The sequence below is a fragment of the Micromonospora sp. MP36 genome, from assembly GCF_008119785.1.
Classification (GTDB): Bacteria; Actinomycetota; Actinomycetes; order Mycobacteriales; family Micromonosporaceae; genus Micromonospora.
This window is the reverse complement of sequence record NZ_VSFA01000031.1, coordinates 52,258-77,070: the sequence shown is the minus strand read 5'-3', so window position 1 is coordinate 77,070 and position 24,813 is coordinate 52,258. Positions and strand designations below refer to the sequence as shown.

Annotated in this window: 17 protein-coding genes; 5 read left to right on the top strand and 12 right to left on the bottom strand. The window is 68.8% G+C overall.

What is annotated here, in order from left to right:
* The first annotated feature begins 11 nt into the window (after positions 1-11).
* Entirely contained in the window at positions 12-167 is a 156-nt protein-coding gene (locus FXF52_RS44100; protein ID WP_370518006.1) for an alpha-N-acetylglucosaminidase N-terminal domain-containing protein, read from the top strand.
* 105 nt (positions 168-272) lie between these two features.
* The gene (locus tag FXF52_RS20910) at positions 273-3,374 is read left to right on the top strand and encodes an alpha-N-acetylglucosaminidase TIM-barrel domain-containing protein (RefSeq protein ID WP_148799105.1); all 3,102 of its coding nucleotides are present in this window, start codon (positions 273-275) and stop codon (positions 3,372-3,374) included.
* Between the two features lie 199 nt (positions 3,375-3,573).
* On the opposite strand, the gene FXF52_RS20900 is transcribed toward FXF52_RS20910, so the two are convergent.
* The 4 genes from FXF52_RS20900 to FXF52_RS20885 form a co-directional block, all read right to left on the bottom strand.
* Entirely contained in the window at positions 3,574-4,446 is an 873-nt protein-coding gene (locus tag FXF52_RS20900; protein WP_148799103.1) for a carbohydrate ABC transporter permease, read from the bottom strand.
* On the bottom strand, positions 4,446-5,261 hold the full coding sequence (locus FXF52_RS20895) for a carbohydrate ABC transporter permease (RefSeq protein ID WP_222870598.1): 816 nt from the start codon (positions 5,259-5,261) through the stop codon (positions 4,446-4,448). The genes FXF52_RS20900 and FXF52_RS20895 overlap by 1 nt, the downstream gene beginning before the upstream one ends.
* 172 nt (positions 5,262-5,433) lie before the next feature.
* Complete coding sequence (locus tag FXF52_RS20890; protein ID WP_148799101.1) at positions 5,434-6,726, bottom strand: extracellular solute-binding protein; 1,293 nt, start codon at positions 6,724-6,726, stop codon at positions 5,434-5,436.
* 386 nt (positions 6,727-7,112) lie between these two features.
* Positions 7,113-10,661 carry a beta-N-acetylglucosaminidase domain-containing protein gene (locus FXF52_RS20885; RefSeq protein WP_148799099.1) on the bottom strand — a complete coding sequence of 1,183 codons (3,549 nt, stop codon included), beginning with the start codon at positions 10,659-10,661 and terminating at the stop codon, positions 7,113-7,115.
* Between the two features lie 334 nt (positions 10,662-10,995).
* On the opposite strand from FXF52_RS20885, the gene FXF52_RS20880 reads away from it, so the two are divergent.
* Positions 10,996-14,445, top strand: a complete 3,450-nt coding sequence (locus tag FXF52_RS20880; protein ID WP_222870597.1) for an alpha-N-acetylglucosaminidase TIM-barrel domain-containing protein — start codon at positions 10,996-10,998, stop codon at positions 14,443-14,445.
* Here FXF52_RS20880 and FXF52_RS20875 read toward each other — a convergent pair.
* The 3 genes from FXF52_RS20875 to FXF52_RS20865 form a co-directional block, all read right to left on the bottom strand.
* Complete coding sequence (locus tag FXF52_RS20875) at positions 14,439-15,689, bottom strand: VWA-like domain-containing protein (RefSeq protein WP_148799095.1); 1,251 nt, start codon at positions 15,687-15,689, stop codon at positions 14,439-14,441. The genes FXF52_RS20880 and FXF52_RS20875 overlap by 7 nt on opposite strands.
* Positions 15,686-16,930: an AAA family ATPase gene (locus tag FXF52_RS20870; protein WP_148799093.1), complete on the bottom strand. Its 1,245-nt coding sequence runs from the start codon at positions 16,928-16,930 to the stop codon at positions 15,686-15,688. Before FXF52_RS20870 ends, FXF52_RS20875 begins: the two co-directional genes overlap by 4 nt.
* A 62-nt stretch (positions 16,931-16,992) precedes the next feature.
* Complete coding sequence (locus tag FXF52_RS20865; protein WP_148799091.1) at positions 16,993-18,384, bottom strand: hypothetical protein; 1,392 nt, start codon at positions 18,382-18,384, stop codon at positions 16,993-16,995.
* Between the two features lie 273 nt (positions 18,385-18,657).
* On the opposite strand from FXF52_RS20865, the gene FXF52_RS20860 reads away from it, so the two are divergent.
* A complete protein-coding gene (locus FXF52_RS20860) occupies positions 18,658-18,933 on the top strand; it encodes a putative quinol monooxygenase (RefSeq protein WP_255472178.1) in 276 nt (91 codons plus the stop codon).
* Between the two features lie 39 nt (positions 18,934-18,972).
* Here the strand turns inward: FXF52_RS20860 and FXF52_RS20855 are convergent, their stop codons facing one another.
* The 4 genes from FXF52_RS20855 to FXF52_RS20840 form a co-directional block, all read right to left on the bottom strand.
* Positions 18,973-19,818, bottom strand: a complete 846-nt coding sequence (locus FXF52_RS20855; protein WP_148799088.1) for an SGNH/GDSL hydrolase family protein — start codon at positions 19,816-19,818, stop codon at positions 18,973-18,975.
* Positions 19,819-20,068: 250 nt separating this feature from the next.
* A complete protein-coding gene (locus FXF52_RS20850; RefSeq protein ID WP_148799086.1) occupies positions 20,069-21,091 on the bottom strand; it encodes a methyltransferase in 1,023 nt (340 codons plus the stop codon).
* Positions 21,088-22,218 (bottom strand): aminotransferase class V-fold PLP-dependent enzyme, encoded by a 1,131-nt coding sequence (locus tag FXF52_RS20845; protein ID WP_255472177.1) that lies wholly within the window; start codon positions 22,216-22,218, stop codon positions 21,088-21,090. The genes FXF52_RS20850 and FXF52_RS20845 overlap by 4 nt, the downstream gene beginning before the upstream one ends.
* Positions 22,215-23,021 carry a tryptophan 2,3-dioxygenase family protein gene (locus tag FXF52_RS20840; protein WP_222870596.1) on the bottom strand — a complete coding sequence of 269 codons (807 nt, stop codon included), beginning with the start codon at positions 23,019-23,021 and terminating at the stop codon, positions 22,215-22,217. The genes FXF52_RS20845 and FXF52_RS20840 overlap by 4 nt, the downstream gene beginning before the upstream one ends.
* 228 nt (positions 23,022-23,249) lie before the next feature.
* On the opposite strand from FXF52_RS20840, the gene FXF52_RS20835 reads away from it, so the two are divergent.
* A complete protein-coding gene (locus FXF52_RS20835; protein WP_148799082.1) occupies positions 23,250-23,819 on the top strand; it encodes a YciI family protein in 570 nt (189 codons plus the stop codon).
* On the opposite strand, the gene FXF52_RS20830 is transcribed toward FXF52_RS20835, so the two are convergent.
* The gene (locus FXF52_RS20830; RefSeq protein ID WP_148799080.1) at positions 23,796-24,725 is read right to left on the bottom strand and encodes a DUF817 domain-containing protein; all 930 of its coding nucleotides are present in this window, start codon (positions 24,723-24,725) and stop codon (positions 23,796-23,798) included. The two genes, FXF52_RS20835 and FXF52_RS20830, sit on opposite strands and share 24 nt — an antisense overlap.
* Positions 24,726-24,813 lie beyond the last annotated feature (88 nt).

Sequence of the window (24,813 nt, the reverse complement as noted above, 5' to 3'; positions counted from 1 at the left end):
CCGCACAGGCGTTGGAGCGACTGATCGGGACGTCGCGGGCCAAGCAGGTGACGCTCCGCCTGATCGACAAGGGCACTGGTAAGGACCGGTTCGAGGTGTACGCCGAAACCGGTCGCCTCGTCGTGGCGGGTACGACCCCGGCGGTGCAGCTGACCGGGTTCGGCTAGTACCTGCGCCAGGTCGCACATGCGGACATCTCGATCAACGGCTCCCAGGTCGACCTGCCCGAGCAGCTGCCGTTGCCGTCGGCACCTCTTGCCAAAGACTCATCGGTGGACCATCGCTTCGCCCTCAACGACACGAACCAGGGCTACGCGGGTCCGTACCTGAGCTGGGCCGAGTGGGAACGGCGAATCGACGTCCTCGCGCTGCACGGCATCAACGAGGTGCTCGTCTACGAGGGCCAGGAGGCGGTTTACCAGCGCACCTTCATGGAGTTCGGCTACACCGCGCAGGATATGCGCAACTGGATCCCACAGCCGGGCCACCAGTCCTGGTGGCTGCTGCAGAACATGTGCTGCACCGACAGCCCGATCTCCCAGCAGCTCATCGACCAGCGGTCCGAGCTGGGCCGCAAGATGTCCGACCGGCTGCGCTCGCTGGGCATGGTCCCGGTCCTGCCCGGCTACTTCGGCACCGTGCCGACCGACTTCGAGGTCCGCAACCCCGGGGCCAACACCGTCCCGCAGGGCACCTGGAACCTGCTCGAGCGACCCGACTGGCTCGACCCCACGGATCCGGTCTTCGGGCGCGTCGCGGCCACGTTCTACCAGGTACAGACCGAGTTGTTCGGGACCAGCACCATGTACAAGATGGACCTGCTGCACGAGGGCGGCAAGGCCGGAACCGTCAACGTCGCGGAGGCGTCCCGAGCGGTGCAGCGAGCGCTCAACACCGCACACCCGAACGCCCTCTGGACGATCCTCGGCTGGCAGAGCAACCCGCTGCCGGCGACCCTGCAGGCCATCGACCGCTCGAAGATGTTCATCGTCGACGGCATCAGCGAAGAGTCCGGCATCACCGACCGCGACAAGGCCTTCTTCGGCACCGGGTACGCGTTCGGCACCATCTGGAACTTCGGTGGCCACTTCAACATCGGCGCGAGGCTGCAGGTCTGGAACGACAAGTTCCATGCGTGGCTGAAGCGGCCCGGCACAACCATGAACGGCATCGCGCTGATGCCGGAGGCGATCGACAACAACCCCGCCGCCGTGGCGTTCTTCACCGACCTGCCATGGCAGGACGGACCGGTCGACCTGGAGCACTGGTTCGAGGACTACGCGACCGCACGCTACGGGGCGGCGGATCCCCATGCCCTGGAGGCCTGGCGGATCATGGCCCGGACGGCCTACAGCTGGCCCGCGGGCGCGGACACCCGGCACGTCACGGGGCTGTATGACGACCAGCCCGGTCTGGCCAACACTGGCTATCCGCTGCAGGACGACATCCGCACCGTCGACCAGGTCCTCGACGAGCTGCTCAAGGTCGACAAGAGCCTGCGCGGCTCCGGCGCGTACCGCTACGACCTGGTCGACGTCGGCCGGCAGGTGCTGGCCAACCACAGCCGGCTGCTGCTACCCAAGATCCGCGCCGCCTACCGGGCCAAGGACGTCGACCGGTTCAAGCGCCTCACCGGACAGTGGATGGACGAGATGCGGCTGATGGACCGGCTGCTGGGCACCGATGAGAACTTCCTGCTGGGTGCGTGGCAGAAGGAGGCCCACAAGCAGGCCGCCACCCCCGCCGAGGCCGCGACCCTGGACTACAACCTCAAATCGCTGGTCACGCTGTGGAGCACCGGCACGGATCTGCAGGACTACGCCCGCCGGGAAATGAACGGCCTGGTCGGGCAGTACTACGCCAAGCGGTGGCAGCTGTTCTTCGACAGCCTGGAGACGGCGCTGCGCCTGGGGAAGGAGTATCCGGAACGGATCGACTGGCAGACGGTGGCCGAGCAGTGGTCGCGGGCGGGCACCCAGCTCGCGTCCGAGCCACGCGGCAACGCGTACCTGGAGGCGAGCAAGGTGGCCGCGCTGCCGGACGGTCAGGTGGCGGTCAGGGTGGACCGCAAGGGTGTGAAGCCAGGGGGCGCGGTGCAGCTCACCGCGACGTTCGCCAACGACAACACCCTGCGGCCCGCCGACGAGGTCAGCCTTCGGGTCAGCGCTCCGGACGGCTACCAGGTGCGGGCGACCACGCCGACCAGCGCGGCCGACGTCGCCCCGGGCAGTGAGGTCACCGCGGCATGGACCCTGACCGTCCCGGCCGACGCCACCCCCGGCGCCCTACCAGCCCTCACCGTCACCGCCTCCTGGACCTCTGACCGGATCCGCTCGCAGGACACCGCTTCGACGAGTCTGCTGGTGGCCGGCGCCCTGCCCTCCTCGTACGAGACGATGGCCAACACGGAGGCCGAGTTCGCACCGACCGCCGGCGGGATCGCGATCGCCGCCGGCGGCGAGGACCTGTGGAAGGAGACGAACGAGCTCGCCACCGCATACCGGCCGGACGCCCTGACCAACGGAGCGGCGCTCACCAGCACGGTGCTGCGGCAGGACGGCTCGTCGGAATTCACCCGGGCCGGGCTGGTGGTGAGCAACGACCTGGCGAGGGTCGGATCCGCCGGCTACGCCAACATCGCGGTCACCCCACGCCACGGCTGCGTCTTCAGCTGGGACTCTGACGGCAACGGCCAGGTCGACGCGTATACCGAGGTGGGTGGCTTCGCGCCGCCGGTGCGGGTCCGCATCGGCAGGTCCGGTGATCAGCTCACCGGCTCCTGCAGCAGCGACGGCAGAAACTGGTCGGTGATCGGTTCAGCCCACGTCCCGGGCGCCGACTCCGTCCTAGACGTCGGTCTCTTCGCCACCGCGGTCGACCGGTACTCCGGTCAGCAGACGATCGCGGTGTTGACCGCCCCAGCGTCGGCCGCGTCGACCGCACGCGACGGCTCGACGGACACTCTGCAGAGCCTCCGCAAGCCGGTCACCGCGCTGAGCTGGGAGCCGACCCGGGGCCCGGAGCACGCGAACGACGGCAACCGCGCCAACTCGCCGTACTTCGCCAGCCAGATGACCTGGGACACCACGTGGTGGCGGGTCGACCTGGGCGCGGTCAACGACGTGTCCCGCATCAACGTGCGCAACTACGTCTCGGGTGGGCGCTACTACGAGTACCGGGTGGAGGGCAGCCTCGACGGCACCACCTGGTACACCCTCGGCGGTCGAAGCGGACCCCGCGCCGCTACCGATGCCGGCGACACCATGACAACCGAGGCGAGGGCCCGCTACATCCGGGTAGTCGGCACGCACAACACCGCCAATCTGTCGTTCCACCTCACGGAGGTCAGTGTCTACGGGACGCCCGTCCCCTGATCCGCCGGCGGCGGGGGCGCACCGAGACGGAGCGATGAGCAGGCCCGCGACGGGATCTGCGTCATCGCCCGGTGCGACCCCGCTTCCTCGGCCAACCGTTCTCCTGCTGGTCCCGGAGGATTCGGGATCATCCGCCCCTACACGGTGGCCAGCCGGGATGGTGAGGCCTTGTTGGTGTCGGGGCGGGCGATCTCGTCGCTCACTTGACGGCTCCGGAGGTCAGGCCACCGACGAGGTGTTTCTCGATGAGCGCGAAGAGCACCACCACCGGCACGATGGCGACGATCGACGCGCCGAAGAGCTGGTCCCAGTTCTGCTCGTATCCGGTGACGTAGGAGTTGATCCCCACCGTCAGGGGCTTGCGGTCGTCGTCGAGCATCAGGGTCAGTGCCACCACGTACTCGTTCCAGGCGGCGATGAACGTGAAGATCGTGGCGGTCACCAGGCCCGGCCGGGCCAGCGACAGCATGATCCTGAGCAGAGTGGCGAGCCGGCCGCAGCCGTCGAGTTCAGCCGCCTCCTCGATCTCCTTCGGGATGGACGAGAAGAAGCCGTGCAGGATCCAGATCGCGAAGGCGAGGTTGAAGGCGGCGTTGGTCAGGATGATCGCCATGTAGGTGTTGACCAGGTTGAGGGTGAAGAACTCCCGGTAGATACCGACCACCAGCGAGGTGGGCGAGAACATCTGGGTGACCAGGACCAGGAACAGGAAGGCGACCCGGCCCGGGAAACGAACCCGCGCGGTGAAGTACGCCGCCGGAATGGCTACGACCACGACCACCGCCGTGGAGGCGAGGGCCACCACTACCGATGTGCGCAGCCACGCCAGGAAACGCTCGTCGCCCAGCACCTCTGCGAAGGTGGTCCACTTCCATTCACGGGGCAGGATCGATGCGGGGGTCTGGACGACGTCCGCGCTGGGACGGAAGGCGTTGAGCAGCATCACGAGGTAGGGCCACAGGAACGCGAACGCCACGAGGAGGCCGAGCACCGGCATGACATACGGGCGGAGCGTTCGCCAACCGACGGTGGCGTCCCGGGGCCGGACTGGGGCCTTGGTGACGACGGACATCACGACTCCTTACGCCAGCGTGTGATCCGCAGATACGCCAGAACCGCGATGAGGATGATGCAGACGTTGAACAGCCCAGCGGCGGCCGACTGACCGACGTCCTTCTCGGCGCTCTTGAACGCGAGCTTGTACATGAAGGTGATGGTGGTGTCGTGCCCGAAACCCGGGTTCGACTCGTTGAGGGTGTAGATGATCGGAAAGCTGTTGAACACGTAGATCATGTTGAGGACGGTCGCCACCATGATCGCGGGACGCAGCAACGGGAGCGTGACGAGCCGCCACGCCTGCCAGGGCGATGCGCCGTCGAGGCGGGCCGCCTCGTAGACGTCCCCTGGGATGGCGTTGAGCCCGGCGACGAGGACGTACGCGGTGAACGGAATCGAGACGAAGACTCCCACCGCCACCATGGACGGCATCACCCAGGCGTCGCTGCCAAGAAAGTCGATCGGCGTGTCGATCAGGCCGATCTTGAGCAGCAGCGCGTTGAGTACCCCGTAGTAGTAGCTGTAGATGAGCGTGAACAGTCGCGCGGTGATGACCAGCGAGGCGGCCCATGGGACGATCACGGCCCACCGCACGAGCCGCCGGCCCCGGAAGTCCTTGTTGAGAAACTGCGCCACTCCCAGACTGACGAGCATCGTCAGCGCCACCACCGCGACAACCCAGACGAGGGTGTTGACCAGGACGGTGTCGAGAGCGTCGTTAGCGAGGACCTGCCGGAAGTTCTCCAGCCCGGCGTCACCGCGGCGCAGCCCGGTGATCGAGTAGCGGGACAGGGAAGCACGGACAAGTTCCACCACGGGCCAGACGACCACGCCGAGGATGAGCGCCAGAGCCGGTCCCAGCCACAGCAGCGCTACATGTAGGGGTTCGCGCCCGCGGCGGGCGCGGGCACGGCGGCGGCGAGGTTTGCTATCGGAGGGGGGTGCGGTGTCGGGTGCGGCGGTTGCCGCCGCACCCGACACCATGGGCCTGGCAGAGGACACGTCACTTGCCCTCGGCCTGCGCCTGCAGCTTGTCCAGCACCGTCTTGGGATCACCCGTGATCGCGGTGCCGAGGTTCTGCTGGACGGCGAGCTTCACTCGGTCCCAGGCCGGATCGTCGGTGGGCGTCAGTTGCGCGTTCGGTAGCGTGTCCAGGTAGGTACCCAGCGAGCTCAGGGCAGGGTCGGCCCGGAACGCTTCGACACCGGACTTGGTGACGGGCAGGAAACCCTCCGCCTTGATGAAGGTGTTGACCTGATCCTTCTGGTAGTACAGGTCGTAGAAGGCCTTCACGGCCTCCCGGTTGCCGTCCTTCTTGAACGCCATCAGGTAGTCGGTCACACCGAACGTTTTTGGTTCGCTGCCGGCCTGGCTGGTCGGCATCGGCGCCACCCCGTAGTCCACCTTCTTCGCCTCGTCCAGCGTCGCGGCGAGCGGGGAGAAGCCGACCACCATGCCGACCTTTCCGGAGGCGAAGAGGTCGAAGACGTCCTGGCGGTTGGTCTTGCCTGGGTTGTTCTGCGTCAGTCCCTTCCCCGCGAGCCCCTTGAGGAAGGTGAGCGTGGCGATGTTCTCAGGGGAGTTGACGGTCCACGCCCCGTCCTTCTTCCAGTCACCGCCATTGTTGAACGTCCAGATGGAGAACTCGCCCTGTGCCTCCTCCGGGCCCAGCGGCAGGCCGTAACCAATTGCGCCGCCACCGAGAGCCTTGATCTTGCTGGCGGCGTCCTCGAACTCCGCCCAGGTCTTGGGCGGCGCCGCGATCCCAGCACTCTTGAACAGCGTCTTGTTGTAGAACATCGCCCGGGCTGAGCTCAGGTCCGGCATGCCGTACAACTTGCCGTCGTAGGTGCCCGACTTGACGAAGGTGTCCAGCAGGTCGGACTTCACGCTGTCGGAGAGCACCTCATCGGCGTTGTAGAGCAGGCCGTCCTTGGCGTAGCTGGCGTACGCATTGAGGTTGAGGATGTCCGGCGGGTTGTTGTTCTGCACCATCGTCGAGCTCTGCTGGTCGATGTCGTCCCAGCTGACGATCTGCACGTCGAGGGTGTAGCCGGTCTTGTCGTGGTAGGTCTTGGCGAACTGGTCCCAGAAGGCCTTGGTGTGGTCCTTCGAGTACTCCGCGGCCACCAGCTTGATCTTGGTGGCCTTCTCCGACGACGAACCAGCGCCGGTCCCGCCCGAGCAGGCGGCGAGGCCTAACGTCACCGCTGCGGCGAACACGCCCAGCCTGGCCGCTCCTGCTGTCCACGAGGAGATCACGCGCACGAGTACCTCATCTCTCTGCCTGAGCATGACTGATTCGTAGCGTTTCAAGCTCACTTCGCTCAACTCTGCGACGCCTGTCGCACAGACTGACGGTGGTCAACACCTGGCGTCAAGACCCTTCTGTCGCCCGTTGGCAACTTTGGGGCGCCCGATGAGGCGAGAGCCTGGCTGATCGTTTCTGAGCAGTTAGGACTCTTGTCAGTCCCTATCACTCACCGGATGGATGCAGATGATGACCTGACGACGCACCTCGGGTGCTGGGACCGCGACCCACCGGCAGCCTCGCGCGCCGTCCACAGCCGAGTCGGCGCAGCCCGTCAAGCGCTGCCAGCCGCCGGGCAGGGCTGTCTGGGCATTGCGTACCGGCCCCGCGTTCCCGGTGGGACCGGGTGCGGGGCCGGTCGCAACTTTCCCTATGGCGCGACCGGGTAGACCTCCATTTCGTAGAGCGAGTAGCCGTACCCGGTGCCACGCAGAACGCCCTGCATCCGGACGAACTTCACCGACGGCCCGTCGAAGCGCAGAGTATCCACGCCGCCATCGCCCGCCGTCGCCGCCGCCGCGGTCGTCCAGGTGACACCGTCCGAGGAGGTCTCGATCCGGTACGCCTTGCCGTAGGCCGCCTCCCAGCGCAGGACGACCTTGCCGATCCGCTGTGGCTGCGCCAGTTCCACCCGCAGCCACTCGTTGTCCGTGTGATTGGACGACCACCGCGTCGCGCCATCACCGTCGATCCCATGATCAGGGGTGAACCGCGCGAGCCCCTCCTCCGTGCTGGACGCCGTGGCCGTGCCACCGTTCGTGGCCAGCGCCAGGTTGGTGTTGCTGGTCTTGGGGTAGACGTGGACGGTCAGCATCGCGGTGACCGGCTCACCGCTGACCGGGGTGTAGACGACCGGCAGGTCGTACGAACCGGTCGGCGTGCCGGCCGAAACGCTGACGGTCAGGGGGACGCCCGTGTCCTGGCCACGGATGACAGTGGTCTCCTGGCTCGCGGGCTGCGCGGTCAGCCCGGCGGGCGTGGTGACGGTCAGGGTTCCCGCGACGTCCTCGGCACGGGTCGAGGCGAGACGCAGTGTCGCCGTCGCGGGCTGGCCGCCGGCCTCGGCGTCAACGTTCACCGGGTCGACGGCGAGATCGGCGATCGGGGTATCGCCGAACCAGGGAATGAGCTCGTTGATCTGCGGCGCTGGGGCACCGTCCTTCCAGGTAAGCCGGATCGCATCGGCCTTCACGTCGGCCGCGTCGAGCTGCGTGTAGCCTCCGGACAGGTCGCCGATTGTGGTCCAGTTGCCATCGACAGAGCGCACCTGCACGGCGGCTGCCGACGGCGCGCCCGACTGGAGGACCACCACCTGGTCGATGGGGCGGGCCGGCGAGACTGCGACCTGAAGGGATTCGCCGGCCTGCGGCGCCCGGTCCGCGACGTACGCCGTACTGACGTCGCCGTCGACGGCCCGTGCCAGGCTGGATCCGGCGGCCGGTGGTGGGGTGCCGGTCGCGGTCAGTTCAGTGCCGCCGACCACGGTGACCTGGAACTCCCGCACCACGACCCAGGTGTCCTGTGCCGCCGTCGCGCGTATCCGGGCGTACCTCGCCTTGGCCCCTCGCGGGACGGTGGCGTGGATCTCCGGCTGGTCCTTGTACGTGCCGACGGCGGTCCAGGTGGATCCGTCGGCGGAGAGCTCGAGCACGCCCTGGCGGATGTAGTCCGTCGGGCTGGTGGGCTTGCTCATGTAGAGGTCAATCTTGCTGATTTCCTGGACCGACCCCAGGTCGACGCCGACGTAGGCGCCCGGGTTCGCCGCCCGGTCGCTCCAGTAGAACGTCGTGAGGTCCCCGTCGACCATGTTGGCGGGCGAGTTGGCCTGCCACTGCCCCATCGAGGTCGTGCCCTTCGCCCTTCCCCCGGTCGCCCCGAGCCAGCGGTCACTTGCCGACGCTGCCCGTTCGAGGAATGACGGCATCACGCCAGGCGCAACGCTCTGGCTGATCGCGTCGGCCTGCGCCCGCGCTGCATCGAACGCCTGGCGCTGGGTCCACGCCGTGTTGCCATCACCTGCCCGCTGCGCCAGCAGCATCCGCACCGCGTGCTGGCCCGCCTGGCCGTAGAGGCCGAGTTTGTCCAGCCACGGCTTGACCTCGTCCAGGAACGCAGGGTTGTGCAGCTCGGAACGCAGCGTGGCCGGGGTGCCAGCCATCTGGTCGAAGTAGTCTGCGATCGCGGCGGCGGCTTCGAGTCCTCCACCGCGCTCATAGGCCGACCAGAACGCGTCGATCAGCGGTTTGAGTCTCGGCGACTCGGCAGGATCGATGTTCGACGAGTAGTTGTTCTCCGCAAAGATCTTCAGCGCTGGCCATGCGGTGCCACCGAGGTCCTGCAGCGCCGCGGTCCACGCCGCCGCCGGGTCGTACGCGCCGGGGTTCCAGAAGAAGGCACCTGAGGTGAATTCGGCGATCTTCGACGCCTCGGCCTGGATCATCGGGTTGGCGGTCACGCCGACGAGACTCCGCTCGATGCCGGGCTCGCGCCCGACGTACGGGCCGAGCAGGAGCCGGTTGGTCACGTAGTCGTTGACCGGATAGTTGTCCCACACCAGGATGTCGTGGTCGAAGACCTCCCGCGCGTTCTTGGCTTGGGCGGTGGTGATGACCGGGGCCACCACGCCTACACCGGTCCACTCAACGATCACCGCGGGATCGAGTTTGGTACGGATGGCGGTCTTGTAGGGCGAATCGCTGACGTCGTAGTACTCCGTCGGCACTGTCTGCAGCCGCTCGGCCCCGGGGTGGGTGGCAATGAAGTCGCGCTGCACCCGGTTGAGCAGGAATGCCTGCGCCGCACCCGCCGCGCCGCCGCCCGTACCGAACTTGGCCGCGTCCTCGGGACAATTCCACTTCGTATAGCTGATGTCGTCCAACGGAATCGCGAACGAACGCACTCCGATGTCCCACAGAGACTGGAACTTGTCGACCAGTGCCCGCTCGTCGCCGTCAGAGCTGTAACAGACCGACAGACCCGGCGAGAGCGCATAGGTGAACTCGACGTGGTTGCTCGCAGCCGTCGCCACAAGCTCCTGGATCGGGGCGAGCTTGTCCGGCGGGTACGCCTGGCGCCACTGATCGCGTAGGTAGGGGTCGTCCTTGGGCGAGTAGACGTAGATGTTCTGCTTGGTACGGCCGTAGAACTCGAGCTGACTCAGCCGGTCCTGCTGCGACCACGGCTGCCCGTAGAAGCCCTCGATCACCCCACGCAGCGGCATCGCCGGCCAGTCCCGTATGGCTACGGCGGGGAACACGTCCCGACCCGGGTGCGACACGAGAAGCTGGCGGAGCGTCTGCGCCGCGTAGAACGTACCGGTTGCATCCACCCCGTCCAGGACGACCCGCGCCTTGCCGTCGCCGCCCTTACCGATGCCTAGGACGTAGCCCTCCCTGGGAAGGCCGTTTGCACCGGTGGCGATGCCGATTTCGTGGAGGGCCTCATCGGAGGCGGAGTTCTCGCTCCGCCCACCGACGTAGATGGTGAGCCCGGCGTCCGGTACTGGATCTGTGTCGGACACCGTCGTCACCTTCTTGACGCCCGCCCTGGTCAGCACCTGGTTGACCACCACGACTGCCGACGGGTCGGTCTTCGCCCCCGCGACAAGTGCAACATTGGGCGTGACGGGTATCAGGTCCTTTTTGTCCTGCACGGACTGCGGCGTAGGCCAGATCGGCGGCACCGAGATCGCTGCCGCAGCTGCTGGACCCTGGGTTACCAGTGAAATCGGCAGTGCGGTCGCGACCGCGACGAAGAGAGCGCCGAGCCGTGTTGGCGTTCTCCCCGGCCGAGCGCCCACCCGAGCTCCGAGGGCATGCCGTCCCGATACGCGCGTTCGTGTGCTTGGCATGTGTCTCCTTCCGCGGACCACATGCGAGGGCTCGCGCGGACGACCGTTCGTGCGCGACTCCCCGATCATTTGCGCACATTCACACAAGCTGCAAGGCGTGTCAAGGGTTGATTACACAGAGTCAGGAATGGCACGACGGTCGTCGTCTCGCCGGTCGCCGGCGCCTACTCCTTGATCAGGACATACACCGTTCGCTCCGGGCCCTTTCAGCCCGGATCGGGCCGCCCACCAGGGGCGACAGGGACGAGGCGAAGTCCTAACTCCTGGTCGGGGGCACGTGGGCGATCAGGGACCGAACCTTGACCTTGAGCCTTACCGCATTTAGCTTGGTCTCTGCGCAAAATACGGCGAAAGGCTGCGGCCCATGATTCGACCGAGGACCGCGCGATCCCGGCTGAGAACGTTGACCGGCCTCGCGGCCGTCCTGCTGCTGCTGGCCTTGGTCCCGGCCGCCGCAGACGCCGGTAAAGCCGCCGCCGCATCGCCGCTACCGGCGGCAGGTCGGCCGCTCTTCGACGTAGGACCGGCGCACGATGTCATCCGCCGGCTCGTCGGCCCCAGTCACGCCGCGCAGGTCGGACTCGAAACCATCGCCCCGCGGCAGGGCGACGAAACCTTCCGAGTGACCCACCGCGGGGCCCGGCTCGTCGTCCAGGGAAGCAGCACGTCAGCGCTGCTTATGGGCTTCAACTGGTACCTGAAGCACGTCGCCAAGGCCGACGTTTCGTGGACCGGCAATCAGCTCAACCTCCCCAACCGGCTGCCCGTCCCCGGCCAGCCCATCGAGAAGTCCTCCGTCGTACGCCACCGGTTCACCGGCAACGACACCGAGGACGGTTACTCCGGCCCCTACCGCACTTTCGCCGACTGGGAGCGGCTGATCGACGTGCTCGCCCTCCACGGCATCAACGAGATGTTCCTTCCGGTGGGCACGGAGGCCGTCTACTACGAGACGCTCCAGCAGTTCGGGTACGCGCCCGATGAGTTGCGCGCCTGGATCCCCACACCCGGCTACCAGCCGTGGTGGTTGTTGCAGAACATGTCAAACTTCACCGAGCCGATCAGCGAGCACCTCATCCACGAACGCGCGGCGCTCGGGCGCCGGATCGCCGATCGGATGCGAGAGCTCGGGATCACTCCGGTTCTCCCGGGCTATTTCGGCACTGTGCCTACGGACTTTGCGGTACGCAACCCGGGTGCGGTGACGGTGCCCCAAGGCACCTGGATGGGGTTTACCCGACCGGACTGGCTGGCTCCGACCGACCCGACCTTCGCACAGGTGGCCGAGCGGTTCTACGCCGCGCAGCAGAGTCTGCTCGGACCTTCGACGATGTACAAGATGGACCTCCTGCACGAAGGCGGACGCGCCGGTGGCGTCTCTGTGGGTCGCGCCTCGATGGCGGTCCAGGCCGCCCTCGAGAAGGCACACCCCGGTGCCATCTGGGTGATCCTCGGGTGGCAGGACAACCCGAAGCGCGAGACCGTCGAGGCGATCGACCGGAGCCACATGCTCGTGGTCGACGGGCTCTCCGACCGAGCACTCAGCCCAGACCGTGACGCCGACTGGCAAGGCGCGCCGTACGCCTTCGGCTCCATTTGGAATTTTGGCGGCAACTCGACTATGGGCGCCCCGGTCAAGGCCTGGAACGAGCGGTTCTGGGACTGGCTGGCGCGTCCGGACAGTGCTCTGGACGGCATCGCCATCATGCCGGAGGCCAGCTACAACAACCCGGTCGCCGTCGAGTTCCTAGCCGAGCTGCCCTGGCACGATGGCCCAGTGGACCTGAGCCGGTGGTTCATCGACTACGCCGACGCCCGGTACGGCGCCCCAGACACCCAAGCGCGGAGGGCTTGGCAGGTACTGGCGGACACGGCGTACGCCATTCCACCGAACGGCGGGCGATCTTCTGGCCACGGCGGGTTGTTCGCCGCGACGCCGAGCCTGAGCACGTTGCGGCCGCACAGCTGGGCACAGGCGGCGTTCGCCTACGACCCTGCCGCGTTCGCCAAGGTAATGCCCGCACTGCTCGACGTGGACGAGTCATTGCGCGAGAGCGACGCGTACCGCTCTGACTTGCTCGAGGTCGCGCGGCAGTCGGTCGCCGACCGATCGCGGACCCTGCTCCCGCAGATCAAGGCTGCCTTCGAAGCGCGGGACACCGCCGCGTTCTCCCGGCTAACCCGGACCTGGATCGACTACCTCAACGGCCTGGATGACCTCGTCGGCACCGACCGACAGCACCTGGTGGGCCCCTGGCTGGAACGTGCCAAGGCCGCTGCTGCTGATCCGGAGGAGGCTGCGAGGTTGGAGTACGACGCGCGCAAGCTGATCACCTCCTGGGGTCAGAAGACGACCGACCTGCACGACTACGCGTACCGCGAGTGGTCCGGACTGCTGCGTGACTATTATGCGCCGCGCTGGCAGCGCCTGTTCGACTCGCTCACCAGCGAGCTCCAGACCGGCCGACCCGCTCCGGACATCGACTGGTATGCGCTGGCGGAGCGGTGGTCCACCGATCGGAAGGCCTATCCGACGATGCCGACGGGCGACACGTGGACCGAGGCGGTCCACACGCTTCAGCGGCTGGCCGACGACACCTATGACCTCCCCCTCACCCTGCGCCCAGCGGGTGCCGTATCGGATCAGCCGTCCGCTCGGCTGGTTGCCTCGGTGACGAATACCAACTACTACGCGCCGGTGACGGGAGTGACCTTCGACATCACGGCGCCCGCGGGGCTGGAGGTCAGCGCGACGACCAACGAGCCGAGGGAAGAGGTACCGCCCGGCGCCACGCTGGAGCAGTCGTGGGCCCTACGGCGCACGAACCATATGCCACCCGACATCACGGAGGCCGAGGTCCGCGTCATCGTCGGCTTCGACCAGGCCGGTAAGCACCTGACCCGGACGGCTACCGCCGTGCTGCCCGTGACCGGTGCCGGACGCCACCAGCTAAGTGACCTGCCGTTCGAGTCATCGCGCAACCACGACGGCATCTACCCCATCGCCCGCGACACGGTGACGCCAGGGACGCCCGCCGGAAACGGTGCGCCGCTCCGCCTGGATGGTGTCAGCTACAGCAAGGGCCTGGGCACGAACTCGAACGCCGACGTACGGTTCGAGCTGGGCGGCAATTGTCAGGGGCTCAGCACGGTCGTCGGCATCGACGACGCAATGAACCACACGGCCGATGGAGACGTGGTCGTGCGGGTCTTTGGCGACGGTCGGCAGCTCTACGAATCCGACGTCTTGCGCAGTGGCCTGGCGGAGACCGGGAGTGAAGCCGTCCGCCTCCACGTAGACGTCACCGGTGTCCACCAGCTGCGGCTGCAGGTCCACCAGTACGACGTAAACCGCTACTTCGACGCCGTCTCGTTCGCCGTACCGACGCTCACCTGCGACGCACCCCTGCCCACGATGCTCAGCCAGAACAAGCCCGCCACCGCGTCGAGCGAGGAACCGAAGCGGGAGCCAGCCAAGGCGGTGGACGGGGACCTGAGCACCGGATGGTTCTGCAACCCAACCGAGTGCAACGGCAAGCCCGCGTACCTCCAGGTCGACCTCGGGGCACAGCACGAGCTGACGAGCGTGCGGGTGACGCCCTACTACGCCGACCGGCGGTCCTATCTGTATCGGATCGAGGGCAGCGTGGACGGGCAGAGCTGGGCGCTCCTCGCCGCCAAGACCCAGCATCGGCCGCAGAGCGACGTGGGTGACCGGTACGACGTGTCCGGCACATACCGCTACGTCCGCGTGACCGGGTTCGGCAATACCGTGAACCCCTATACGCTCCATGTCCAAGAGCTGGCCGTCTATGGCGGGGCTGTCTCTCGCGCGACATCGGACACTCACTGAGCGGTGGAAGCGGATCCGATGGTGACCACGCGCGCCCACTCGGGCGGCGAGTCCGGCACGTAGTCGGGATCGTCCTGCGAGCACCGGGAGACCCGGGGAAACAACCCGACCACGGTCCGGCAGGGTGGCCGCGAGGTCGGCCAGGGTGTCTGCCCGTCGGTCAGCACGACGATGACGTCCGGGCACGGCCTGTCCCGCAGCGCCCGGGCGAAACCAGCGCGCAGATCCGTACCGCCACCGCCGACCAGCGGGATGTCCTCGGTCCGGCACAGGGGGCGTACGACATCAGCCGCCGCGTCGCACGGCAGCACGGTGACCAGGTCGCGCCGGCCGCCCACGGCCCGGGAGATCGCGGCGACCTCGAGCAGCGCGCTGCCCAGTTCGGCGTCGCTGACCGAGCCGGAGGTGTCGATGATGACGCAGACCCGTGGGGGCCTGCGCCACAGCGCCGGCAGGACGACGCCGGGTACTCCCGCGGAGCGCCTCGACGGTCGGCCGTAGGTGTAGTCCTCACCCACCCCCGGCGCGGACACCGCCGAGCGGACCGCGGCTCCCAGTAGTTCCCGCCACGGCTGCGGTGGATGGAACGCCCGCTCCGCCCACCGTCGCCAACCCTGGGGGACGTTTCCCGGTCGGGCGGTGATGCCTTCCGCCACCCGGAACCGCACCGCGTCCCGTTCCTGTGGGCTGAGCCCGTGCGCGCCGTCCGGTCCAAGGTCCCACTCCCGCTCCAGCCCGTCGGCGCCGCTGCCGCAGTCCAGCCAGGCCAGGTGCTGGGTACGCGGTCCGAGCCGGAACTGCCGCAGATAGTCCTCCATCAACTGTCCGGCGGGCAGCAGCAGGTCGCAGGGCTCGACGACGCCTTCGGGGCGGGCCAGCCCATCGCCGAAGACGTCGTCGTTGATCTCGCAGTCAGCGGCGATGTTCATCCGCAGCCGCTCCCCCGGCCCGGTCAGCCCGCGTTCCCGCGCGACCCGGTCGCCGCGCCCGTGGTGGTCACGCAGCAGATGCGACACCTCGTGCACCCACACTCCAGCCAGTTCCTCCACCGGGGTCCGGTCCACGAACAGGGGCGAGACGTAGCACCGCCAGTGCCGGTCCACGGCCATCGTCGGCACCCGCCGGGACTCGACCACGTGCAGGGCGAACAGTGCCGTCGCCAGGTAGGGGCGAACCCGGGCGGCGTGCAGCCGGGCGGTGAAGAGCTTGTCCCGGTCCAGCGTCCCGGCCTGACCGGGCGTCATCGGCCGCTCCCCGCGACCGCCGCGACCCGAGCCGCCGCCCGGTCGGCCCGGCGGGACAGGGACACCGCCCCCGCGAGCCGCTCGATCGATGCGGGCACGTCCCAGTCCTCGCGGCGCAGCCGGGCGAGGGTGGACGCGGGGACGACCACCAGGTCCGGTGCACCCGTGTCCAACGCCCGGACCAGCAGCGTCCAGGCCGCGTCCCAGCGGGACCGCTCCGGACGCCGGCGCACCGCCTCCACCACGCCGTCCAGCACGGCCTGGCGCAGGTCGCCGCGCTCGGGCAGGACGGCGGCGGCCGGGTCGGCCAGCAGCACCTCAGGGTCGGGAAGATCCATCCGGTCCAGGCTGGCCAGCAGCTCCAGTCCCGGGCCGTCGCCCACGGTGCCCCTGACCAGCATCGACAGGACCTCCCGGGAGGTGTCGGCCGCGGTGGCGAAGGCGATCAGGCGCAGGGTCATCTCCCAGCTGCGGGGCGACGGCCATGGGCCGCCGCGACCGGCCTCACTGGTGGGCAGGCGGTGCACGAGCGTCGGGCGGGCCGACAGGAGCCCGCACACCGCGCGACGGGCGAAGGCGACGGCCTCCGGCAGCCGCCGCGGATCGAGCCGGGGCAGCGCCGCCCGGGGCCAGGTCCCGCCGAGGCCGCGTACGACGACTTCGTGGTCGTGGGTCCACTGCAGGTGGACGAAGCGGTTGGCCAGCGGCGGGCTCAGCTCCCAGCCGTCGGCGGCGGAGGATCGTGGGTTGGCGGCGGCCACGATCCGGACCCCGGCCGGCAGGCGCAGGCTGCCGATCCGCCGCTCGAGCACGAGGCGGAGCAGGGCGGCCTGCACGGCGGGCGGGGCGGTCGACAGCTCGTCGAGGAACAGCAGTCCGCGACCGGCGCGTACCAGGCGCACGGCCCAGTCCGGCGGCGCCATCGGAACGCCCTGGGTCGCGGGATCGTCGCCGACGACCGGCAGCCCGGAGAAGTCGGACGGCTCGTGGACGCTGGCGATCACCGTGGTGAGCGGCAGGTCCAGTGCGGCGGCGAGCTGCGTCAACGCGGCGGTCTTGCCGATTCCCGGCTCGCCCCAGAGCAGCACCGGCAGGTCGGCGGCCACGGCGAGGGTCAGTGCCTCCAACTGCGGATCGGAGCGGGTCTCGGTGGTGGTGTCGCACAACAGCGCAACCAGTTCGGCGGCGACGTCGAGCTGCGGCACGGGGCTGGGGTCGGTCGAGGTACGCGTGGGAAGCATTTGAGATCACCTGTGGGTTGTGATGGGCGGCCTGAAGCCGCGGAAGGAAGAGGTCCCGCTGGTCAGCGGGCGATCGTGTGGCGGGGGTGGGAGCGGCGGTCGCGCTTGGTCTGCCGCTCCTGGCTGGAGGGGGGTGGCGCGTGCCCGGTCAGCCCGGCTCGGAACAGGCCGTACGTGATCCGCCGCAGCGCGGCGTTGTCCAGTTCCTCGCGCAGATCCCCATGGCGCAGGAGCGCATCGGGTCCGAGCAGGGCCTCGACGGTGGCCAGCGCGCCGGCGGTGTCTCCGTGGTCCAGGCGGGCGCGGATGTCGGGGAGGCATTCCGGGCGGCGGTGTGCCTCGTCGATCACCCGCAGGCACGGCAGCGGGGTGCCGGTCAGCGCGGCCAGCAGTTCCTCCCGACGGATCTCCGCCGGGTCGTGGTCCAAGGGTGCGAGCACCCCGTTCACCAGCCCGATCCGGTGCCACGCGCCCCGGCAGTCCACGAGACGTGGCTGTGCCGCCGGGTCCGGAGCCGCCGGGGTGTCGGCCACCGGATGACCGGGCGCGAGCGCCGACGCCACCAGCGGGTGAAGCCGCTCGACCTCGATCAACCCGCGGCGCAGCAGCTCCAGGTCGGGTGCCATCCAGGTTGCCGCGTCGGGCAGCACCGGCAGCGCGGCGACGTGGCCGGCCCGGACGCCGCCTGTCTCAGGCGTCCGCAGGTCGGCCCCTTCCGGAGCGACCTCGAGCACCAGCCGACGTCGCGGCCCGAGGCGGACCGCCACGGCACCGCTGGTCCGGCCTTCGGCCTGGAGCAGCAGCCTCGCCTCGTCCGCCCACCGGTGCAGCGCGTAACCGCGCTCCCCCAGTGCCGACCATCGTGGATCGGGGCGGGCCGTGGCAGCGCCGTCGCAGGGCAGTTGCTCGGCGCCCGACCGACTTCGCAGCTCATCGGCTCTCCGTGCGTCCCACAGGTGACGGTGCAGGTCGAGGCGGAACCGACGGTCGGGACCGGGACGCGGATGAGGGCAGGAACTCGCCTCGCGGGATCCGGCCCACAGCGCCAGGCTGAATCGCTGGCCCGCATCCGCCCAGGCCGGTGGCGTTCGAGCGACCAGATGCACCGGCTCGGCACCGTCGTGGTCCGCCACGCGGTACCGGGCAAGCGAGACGGCCACTCCCGGACGCAGCAGCCCGTCAGGGGCGATCCTCGGCATGTGCCAGCGCAGCAGGTCGGGCGCGAGGTGCCGGAGGTCAGCCCGGAGCCGGCCGGCCAGTTCCCGGCCGTGCTGGCGAGCCACGGCGCGCAGGTCGAGGTCGACATCGACGCGAGCGGCAGCGCACGCGCCGGCCCAGTCACCGACACGACGACGAGCCGTCGCGACCTTGATCATGGAGGGCGGCACGGCGTACTCGCGCACGCGCCGCCAGAGGGAAAGGCGGGAATCCGCATCCGCGGCCAGGGAGCGCATCAGCACTCACCTTGCGCGAACCGGACCCCCAATCTGAGAGAAGGTTTCATCGCGGCGGAGCTTAGCGTCCCGCCGTGAGCTCCGCCAGGGGTTAGCGCCGATCACCACCCGGCCTGGGTGAAAGGGGTTGGGGTTCCTGGTCACGTTCGGGTTTGCGGGCCTCGTTCCGGGCACCCTCTGGAGAACAGCCAGTGCTCGCCCGGGCGGAGGTAGATTGTGGCGGTTGTCGGAGCAGCGGATGGGGCGGACGTGTCGTACGGGTACATCGGATCGATGGAGGCCAAGCCCGGCCACCGCGACGACGTGGTGGCCATCCTGCTCAGCGGCGTCGATGGCCTTCGTCAGGCGGGTTGCGAGCTCTACGCGGTGGGCGTGTCCAACACGGACGACGTCACGATCTGGGTCAGCGAGGTGTGGCAGTCGAAGGAGCACCACGACGCCTCGCTGACCCTGCCAGAAACCAGGGCTGCCATCGCCAGGGCCATGCCGATGCTCACCGGCGAATTCACCAGCCAGGAACTGACCATGGCTGGCGGTCTCGGCATCTGAAGCTGATCGGCGTTTTGACGTACTCCGACCTGCCGGTGGCTACGCCTTGCCGGCGGCCGCCGTCGTGGCACCCAGCATGGCGTTCTTCACCAGCGGGGCGTAGCCGCTCGACTGGCCGGTGCGGTTCGGGTGGTAGGACTCCATGACGGGGTTCGACAGGCCGTTGACCCATTCGATCGAGTCGCAGACGGCGTGCCCGGTGAACGCGGCACGTGGGTCCACGAACGGGAACGAGTGGGCGACCGCCCGGGCCTTGATGGTCTCGTTGAGCAGATCGGCGGTGTCGTTCAGCGCCGCCTGCTCACCCGGGCTGATCCGGGCCAGCGACTGGCAGTCGCTCTCGTTGAACAGGCGCGGATACCCGACGATCACCACCCGGGCGTACGGAGCCCGCGAGCGGATCTTGTTGTAGAGCGCGTCCAGGGTGCTGGGCAGGGTGTTCCGGATGTAGTTGTTGGCGTTGTCGATGTCACCCCAGCAGGTGTACGGCCAGGGCTTGGCGCACTGCGTGATGACGGAGGAGAACCCGGCGTCGTTGCCGCCGACGGTGAGCGTGACGTAGTTGGTCGACGAGCTGAGGCTGCCGAGCTGGTTGTTGGACACGTCGGCGACCCGCGCGCCGGAGCAGGCGGCGAATGTGAGGGTGGCGCCGATCTGGTTCGCGTCGAGGACGGGGTACGCGTACGGCGAGCGGTAGCAGCTGGTGCCGTCGGAGTAGTACGAGCGGGTGCCGACACCCGAGGAGTACGAGTCGCCCAGGGCGGTGTAGAGCGGGGCGGCCGCCTGTGCGGGCAGCGCCCACAGGGCGACCGGCGCCAGGCCGGCGAGGGCGGCGATCGCGAGTGAGACGAGGCGGCTTCTGCGGCGGGGGACGACGGGTGCCATGCTTCCTCCTCAGCTGCCCACCGGACAATCGCATCGACGGATATCGAAGCTAGGTGGTGGTCAGACTGTCGGCGGCAAGCATTGGCACGCGCAAGAGGTCGAGCGGAAGTTTCCTTCAGTCGAACAAGTAAGCGGGACCACTTGGCAGGGAAGCCACTGACCACAGTCACCACCGCGGCGGCGCCGACTGCGGCCGGCCCGTCACCCGTTCACCCGCCGCCTCGACCTCGACCCCCAGCCATGATCCCGGTCACGGCTTGCGCGCCGAGATCAGTTCGAACGGGCCGGGTAGCACCTCGATCTCGTGGAATCCGGCCCGCCGCAGCGCGCTCGTGTAGAAGGTGATCTCCCGCAGGCGGCTGGCGCAACTGTCGACGCCGATCAGGAAGTAGGACCAGAAGAACTGCATGGCCAGCCGCTCCGAGGTGCGGAACTCCTCGCAGATCAGCAGGCGGCCGCGGGCCGGCAGCGCGTGGTAGGCCTGCTCGATCAGGCGGTGGGCGGTGCCTGCCGGCCAGTCGTGCAGGACGCGGACGAACGCCATGGCGTCGTAGCCGGTGGGTAGCGGTTCGGTGAGGAAGTCCCCGCCGACGAACCCGAGCCGAGGCCCGTGGCCGGACCGCGCGCGGGTCTCGTCCACGAGGGGCTGGACTGCGGGCAGGTTGTAGACGTCGATGGTCAGGCCGGGCGTATCGGTGAGCAGGTGCGTGGCGAGGGTGCCGTCGCCGCCTCCGACGTCCAGCAGCCGGTGACGGTCGGGCCAGAGCCGGGGTGCGTGGGTGCGGAACGCCTCGATGATCGGGCCCAGACCGGCGGCCATGCTCTGCTCGAAGCCGGCGATCTGCGCGGCCGTCTTCGGCGGCCAGGCGAAGTCGTCCTCGGTGATGCTGAGCCGTCCGCGGAGGGTGTCCGCCAGCCTGCCGTGCAGGTGTCGCCACGGGTACTTGTCGCGGTCGCGTTCGATCGCGTCGGGTCCGACTACCGCGACGGCGGCGTCCTGGAGCCCCGGGACGGCGCGGTACTCGGCGTCGTTGATGTCGTCGGTCCGCTCGTCGCGGTGCACGAAACCGAGGCTCTCCAGGCAGTCGAGGAGCTTGTAGAGCCGGTCGGGTCGCAGGTCGAAGCGGACGCTGAGCTGCCCTAGGCGTACCGGGCCTCGTTCCAGAGCGTCGAGCAGCCCGAGGTCAAGGGCGGTCTCCAGCACGTCCATGGCCTTGACGCCGTTGGCGAGCAGGCTCATGAGCGCTCGCGGGGACAGCGGCGTGGCGGTCATCGTCCGGCCTGCTGAAGCTCCAGTTCGAGCGCGTCCATGAACGCGTCGACCTCGTCGATGGTGTTGTAGATGTGCGGAGCCACCCGGAGGCCCCCTCGCCAGCTGCAGATCATCTGCCGCCGGGCGAGGCCGCGTTTGACCGCCTCACCGTCAGGGACGGCGAGGCAGATGACGCCGCCCCGTTGTGCGGGCGTGGTGGGGCCGAGCGCCGGGATGCCAGCGGCCGCGGCGCGGTGCAGTATCCGATCGGTGCACTTCAGTGAGTGCTCGCGGATGGTGTCGATGCCGACGCCGGCCAGCAGGTCCAGCCCGACTCTGGAGATCTGGGCGCTGAGTGGGAACGGTGTTCCACCGGCGAACCGGCGGGCGTCGCCGGCCAAGTCCGACGACGGTCGGAAGGTCAGCGCGGCGTCGCCGGCGAACCATCCCGTCGCCGCCGGTCGCAGGGCGGGTAGCAGGTCGGGACGGACGTACAGGAACGCGGTGCCGACTCCGCAGAGCCATTTGTGGGCGCCGCCGAGGACGAAGTCGACATCGAGCGCCGCCACGTCGAAGGGGACCGTGCCGATGGTCTGGAAGGCGTCGACGACGACGAGTGCGCCAACGTCGTGTGCGCGTTTGACGAGCCGGGGAAGGTCGATCATCGCGCCGGTGGCGTAGCTGGCGTGCGGCACGCACACCAGCAGCGTACGTTCGTCGATCCGCCGCTCCAGGGCATCTTCGTCGAATCCGGGCGCGTCGGCGCCGACGACGTCGAGTCGGGCGCCGTACCGGCCGAACGCACGCCAGATGAACGGCACCGTGGGGAATTCCAGGTGCGTCGTGACCACCCGGTTGCGGGGCGGGCGGTAGTCGAAGCAGGAGGCGATGCGGCCCAGCAGGGTGCTGACGTTGGCGTCGGTGACCACGCTGCCTGGGGGGCCGCCGATGAACCGTGCCACGGCGTCGCCGTAGGCCCGCAGGTCGCCGAGCCACTCGTCCCACACGTCGTCGCGCCAGGCGCACAGCGTCTCCCAGTACCGGCGCAGCACGGGTTCGGCCCCGCGGGGCACCGCTCCGGTGGAGTTGCTGTTCAGGTACACGCAGTTCTCGAGTACGGGAAAGTGGTGCCGCAGTCGCGAGGTCACGCCGGCACCCGCGCTTCGCGGCGATCCGCTCCGGGCACCAGGCCACCCTCCCGCCGCCACTCGGCGGTGAGCTGGTTGCGGACCGCCCAGAGTGAGCGGAACAGCGGCTGGGTCATCCGACCGACGAGAATCTGGGTGGGCATTCCGTCCAGCGCCGCGACGTCCCGGCCCACCCCGATCGTCCGGCGCACCAGCATGTAATGGGTGAACAGCCACGTCTGATAGCCCTCGTCCAGGTCGACGAGGAGTTCGCAGACTCGCTTCAATTCCGGCCGGGCACCTGCGTAGACCTCGGCGAGCGCGACCTCGTGGCGCGCGAGGAGCCCGTCCAGCGCCGCGGCGGCGTACGACGCCGCCACCCGTACGGCGTTGTAGCCGGGGGACTCCTGCCCGCTGCCGTTGCCGAGATGCCGGCGGATCACCTGGTAGGTGTCGGGTGCGAGCGTCTCCAGCACCCGCAGCTCGTTCGACAGGCAGTGGGTGATCCGCACCGCCCGGTCCAGCCGAGCCGCCGCCTCCCACAGGCGATCACCATCGAGCTCGTCGACGACCTCGGCCACCTCGTGGGCGAGGAGTTTCAGCCAGAGTTCCTGCGCCTGATGCACGATCTGGAACATGAGTTCGTCCGCATGGACAAGCTCCGACCTGGGTGTCTGTAGCCGCAGCAGATCGGCGGTGCGCAGATATACCTCGTAGTCGAGCTTTCCTTCGCCGACCGTCACTTTCAACACCGGGTTGAACAGCGGCCGGTCGAGCACCTCGTGCACGTTCCCGACTGCGTTTTCCGGATCCGGTTTGCTCACGCGGCACAGCCTCCAGTCACGCCGCGACTCCTCCACGGCACTGGCGCACAGTCAAGCAAACAACACATTCGGCTACCAGAGCTCACGACGCGAGGTGACTCACAAGCCCAACATATTGTCGAATTAGCATTGACGTCTTACTATACTCGGCCCGCATTAACGTCGGACGATTCGTCACCTGACCACCCCGTGCCGACGGCGTCCGGCAGGGCGGTCAGGATTAGGTGCATGGAGTTCTTCTGCTACCACCGCGACCGGCCCGGCTCCGTGGCACTGCGCCGCCAACTACTGGAAGAGCACTGGTCCTACATGGACCGGTACGCGGCGGAGATGATCGCCCGCGGTCCGACCTTCGCCGACGACGGCGACACGCCCACCGGCAGCGTGCACATCGTCGACCTGCCCGATCCCGCCGCCGCCCGGGCGTTCGCCTTCGACGAGCCCAACTACCAGGCCGGCGCATACCGGGACGTGCTGCTGCGCCGGTGGCGCAACACGCTGGGGCGCACCATGTGGGACTTCCCCGGCGGCCGGACCGGCGGCAACCGGTACCTGGTGCTCGGCCTCGGCGCGGGGCAGGCCACCGACCTCGCCGCGCCGCCCGACCGGGAGGACCTGATCGCGTACGGGCCGCTGCTGTCCGACGACGGCGCCACCTGGCTGGGCACCGCGGCGCTGGTCCGGGCACCGGCCCCGGACCAGGCGCGCGCCGTCCTCACCGCGGACCGATACGCCGACATCGAGGTGCACAACTGGGCGTTCGGCGGGCGACCGTCAAGACCTGAGGCTGTTCGATGACACCGCCTCGTCCGCGTCCATCGCTGCGTCCGGCTGCGGGTCCACTGGCGGCTGCGGCGGCGAGATCCACGTGACCAGCACGACCGAGATGATCATGAGGAGGAACCACGACGCGAGCTTCGCCGGTGAAACCGGGTGCCAACCGCCCACCTGGCTGGGATAGAGCCAGGCATTCGACCAGGTGGCGATGTTCTCGGCGAGCCAGATGAAGAAAGCGACGAGCAGGAAGGCCAACAGGAGCGGCATGCGCCACCGGAACCGGAAGATGCGGAACTGCATGACACAGCGCCCGAACACGAGGGCGACGACAGCGATGAGCAGCCACCGGATGTCCGGGACGTAGTGGTTGGTGAAGAAGTTGGCATAGATGGCGGCGGCCACGACAGCGGTCGCCCAGCGCCTCGGGTAGCGCACGAAACGCAGGTCGAACAGCCGGTTGACCCGGACCAGGTAGGAGCCGACCGCGGCATACATGAATCCGCTGAAGAGGGGCACCGCGCCGAGCCGCAGCACCCCGTCGGGCTCGTAGGACCACGAGCCGATGTGCGTCTTGAACAACTCCATGACCGTGCCGACGACATGGAACAGGACCACCACCCGCAACTCACGCAGGGTTTCCAGGCGCCCGGCCACCATCGCGATCTGGATGGCGACCGCGGCGAGCGTCAGGAAGTCGTTGCGAGCGAATGCCGCGTCCTTCGGGTACCAGAGATGCGCCGCGAAGATGACCGCCAGCATCGCCCCACCGAACACGCATGCCCAGGCCTGTTTGAGCCCGAAGACCGCGAACTCGATCAGCCAGCCGACCGGTCCGCGCCGGGGCAGCCGGGCCAGGATCGCGCGGAAGCGGTCATCGATCGCGCGTTCGGCAGTGGTCAGGGCGGCTGGTTCGGTGGGCGTGAGCATCGCCCCGACGCTATCGTGCCGCCGCAGGTCAAGCCCGACACCGCGGTCGGTCGGTGACCTGTGCGACCTTCTCCCCGACGCCGTCGCG

What these genes read in the sequence shown, in the direction of transcription:
- FXF52_RS20900 (WP_148799103.1), bottom strand. Translation starts at nt 4,446, where the DNA reads ATGTCCGTCGTCACCAAGGCCCCAGTCCGGCCCCGGGACGCCACCGTC.
- FXF52_RS20890 (WP_148799101.1), bottom strand. Translation starts at nt 6,726, where the DNA reads ATGCTCAGGCAGAGAGATGAGGTACTCGTGCGCGTGATCTCCTCGTGG.
- FXF52_RS20885 (WP_148799099.1), bottom strand. Translation starts at nt 10,661, where the DNA reads ATGATCGGGGAGTCGCGCACGAACGGTCGTCCGCGCGAGCCCTCGCAT.
- FXF52_RS20875 (WP_148799095.1), bottom strand. Translation starts at nt 15,689, where the DNA reads ATGACGCCCGGTCAGGCCGGGACGCTGGACCGGGACAAGCTCTTCACC.
- FXF52_RS20870 (WP_148799093.1), bottom strand. Translation starts at nt 16,930, where the DNA reads ATGCTTCCCACGCGTACCTCGACCGACCCCAGCCCCGTGCCGCAGCTC.
- FXF52_RS20865 (WP_148799091.1), bottom strand. Translation starts at nt 18,384, where the DNA reads ATGCGCTCCCTGGCCGCGGATGCGGATTCCCGCCTTTCCCTCTGGCGG.
- FXF52_RS20860 (WP_255472178.1), top strand. Translation starts at nt 18,658, where the DNA reads ATGGAGGCCAAGCCCGGCCACCGCGACGACGTGGTGGCCATCCTGCTC.
- FXF52_RS20855 (WP_148799088.1), bottom strand. Translation starts at nt 19,818, where the DNA reads ATGGCACCCGTCGTCCCCCGCCGCAGAAGCCGCCTCGTCTCACTCGCG.
- FXF52_RS20850 (WP_148799086.1), bottom strand. Translation starts at nt 21,091, where the DNA reads ATGACCGCCACGCCGCTGTCCCCGCGAGCGCTCATGAGCCTGCTCGCC.
- FXF52_RS20835 (WP_148799082.1), top strand. Translation starts at nt 23,250, where the DNA reads ATGGAGTTCTTCTGCTACCACCGCGACCGGCCCGGCTCCGTGGCACTG.
- FXF52_RS20830 (WP_148799080.1), bottom strand. Translation starts at nt 24,725, where the DNA reads ATGCTCACGCCCACCGAACCAGCCGCCCTGACCACTGCCGAACGCGCG.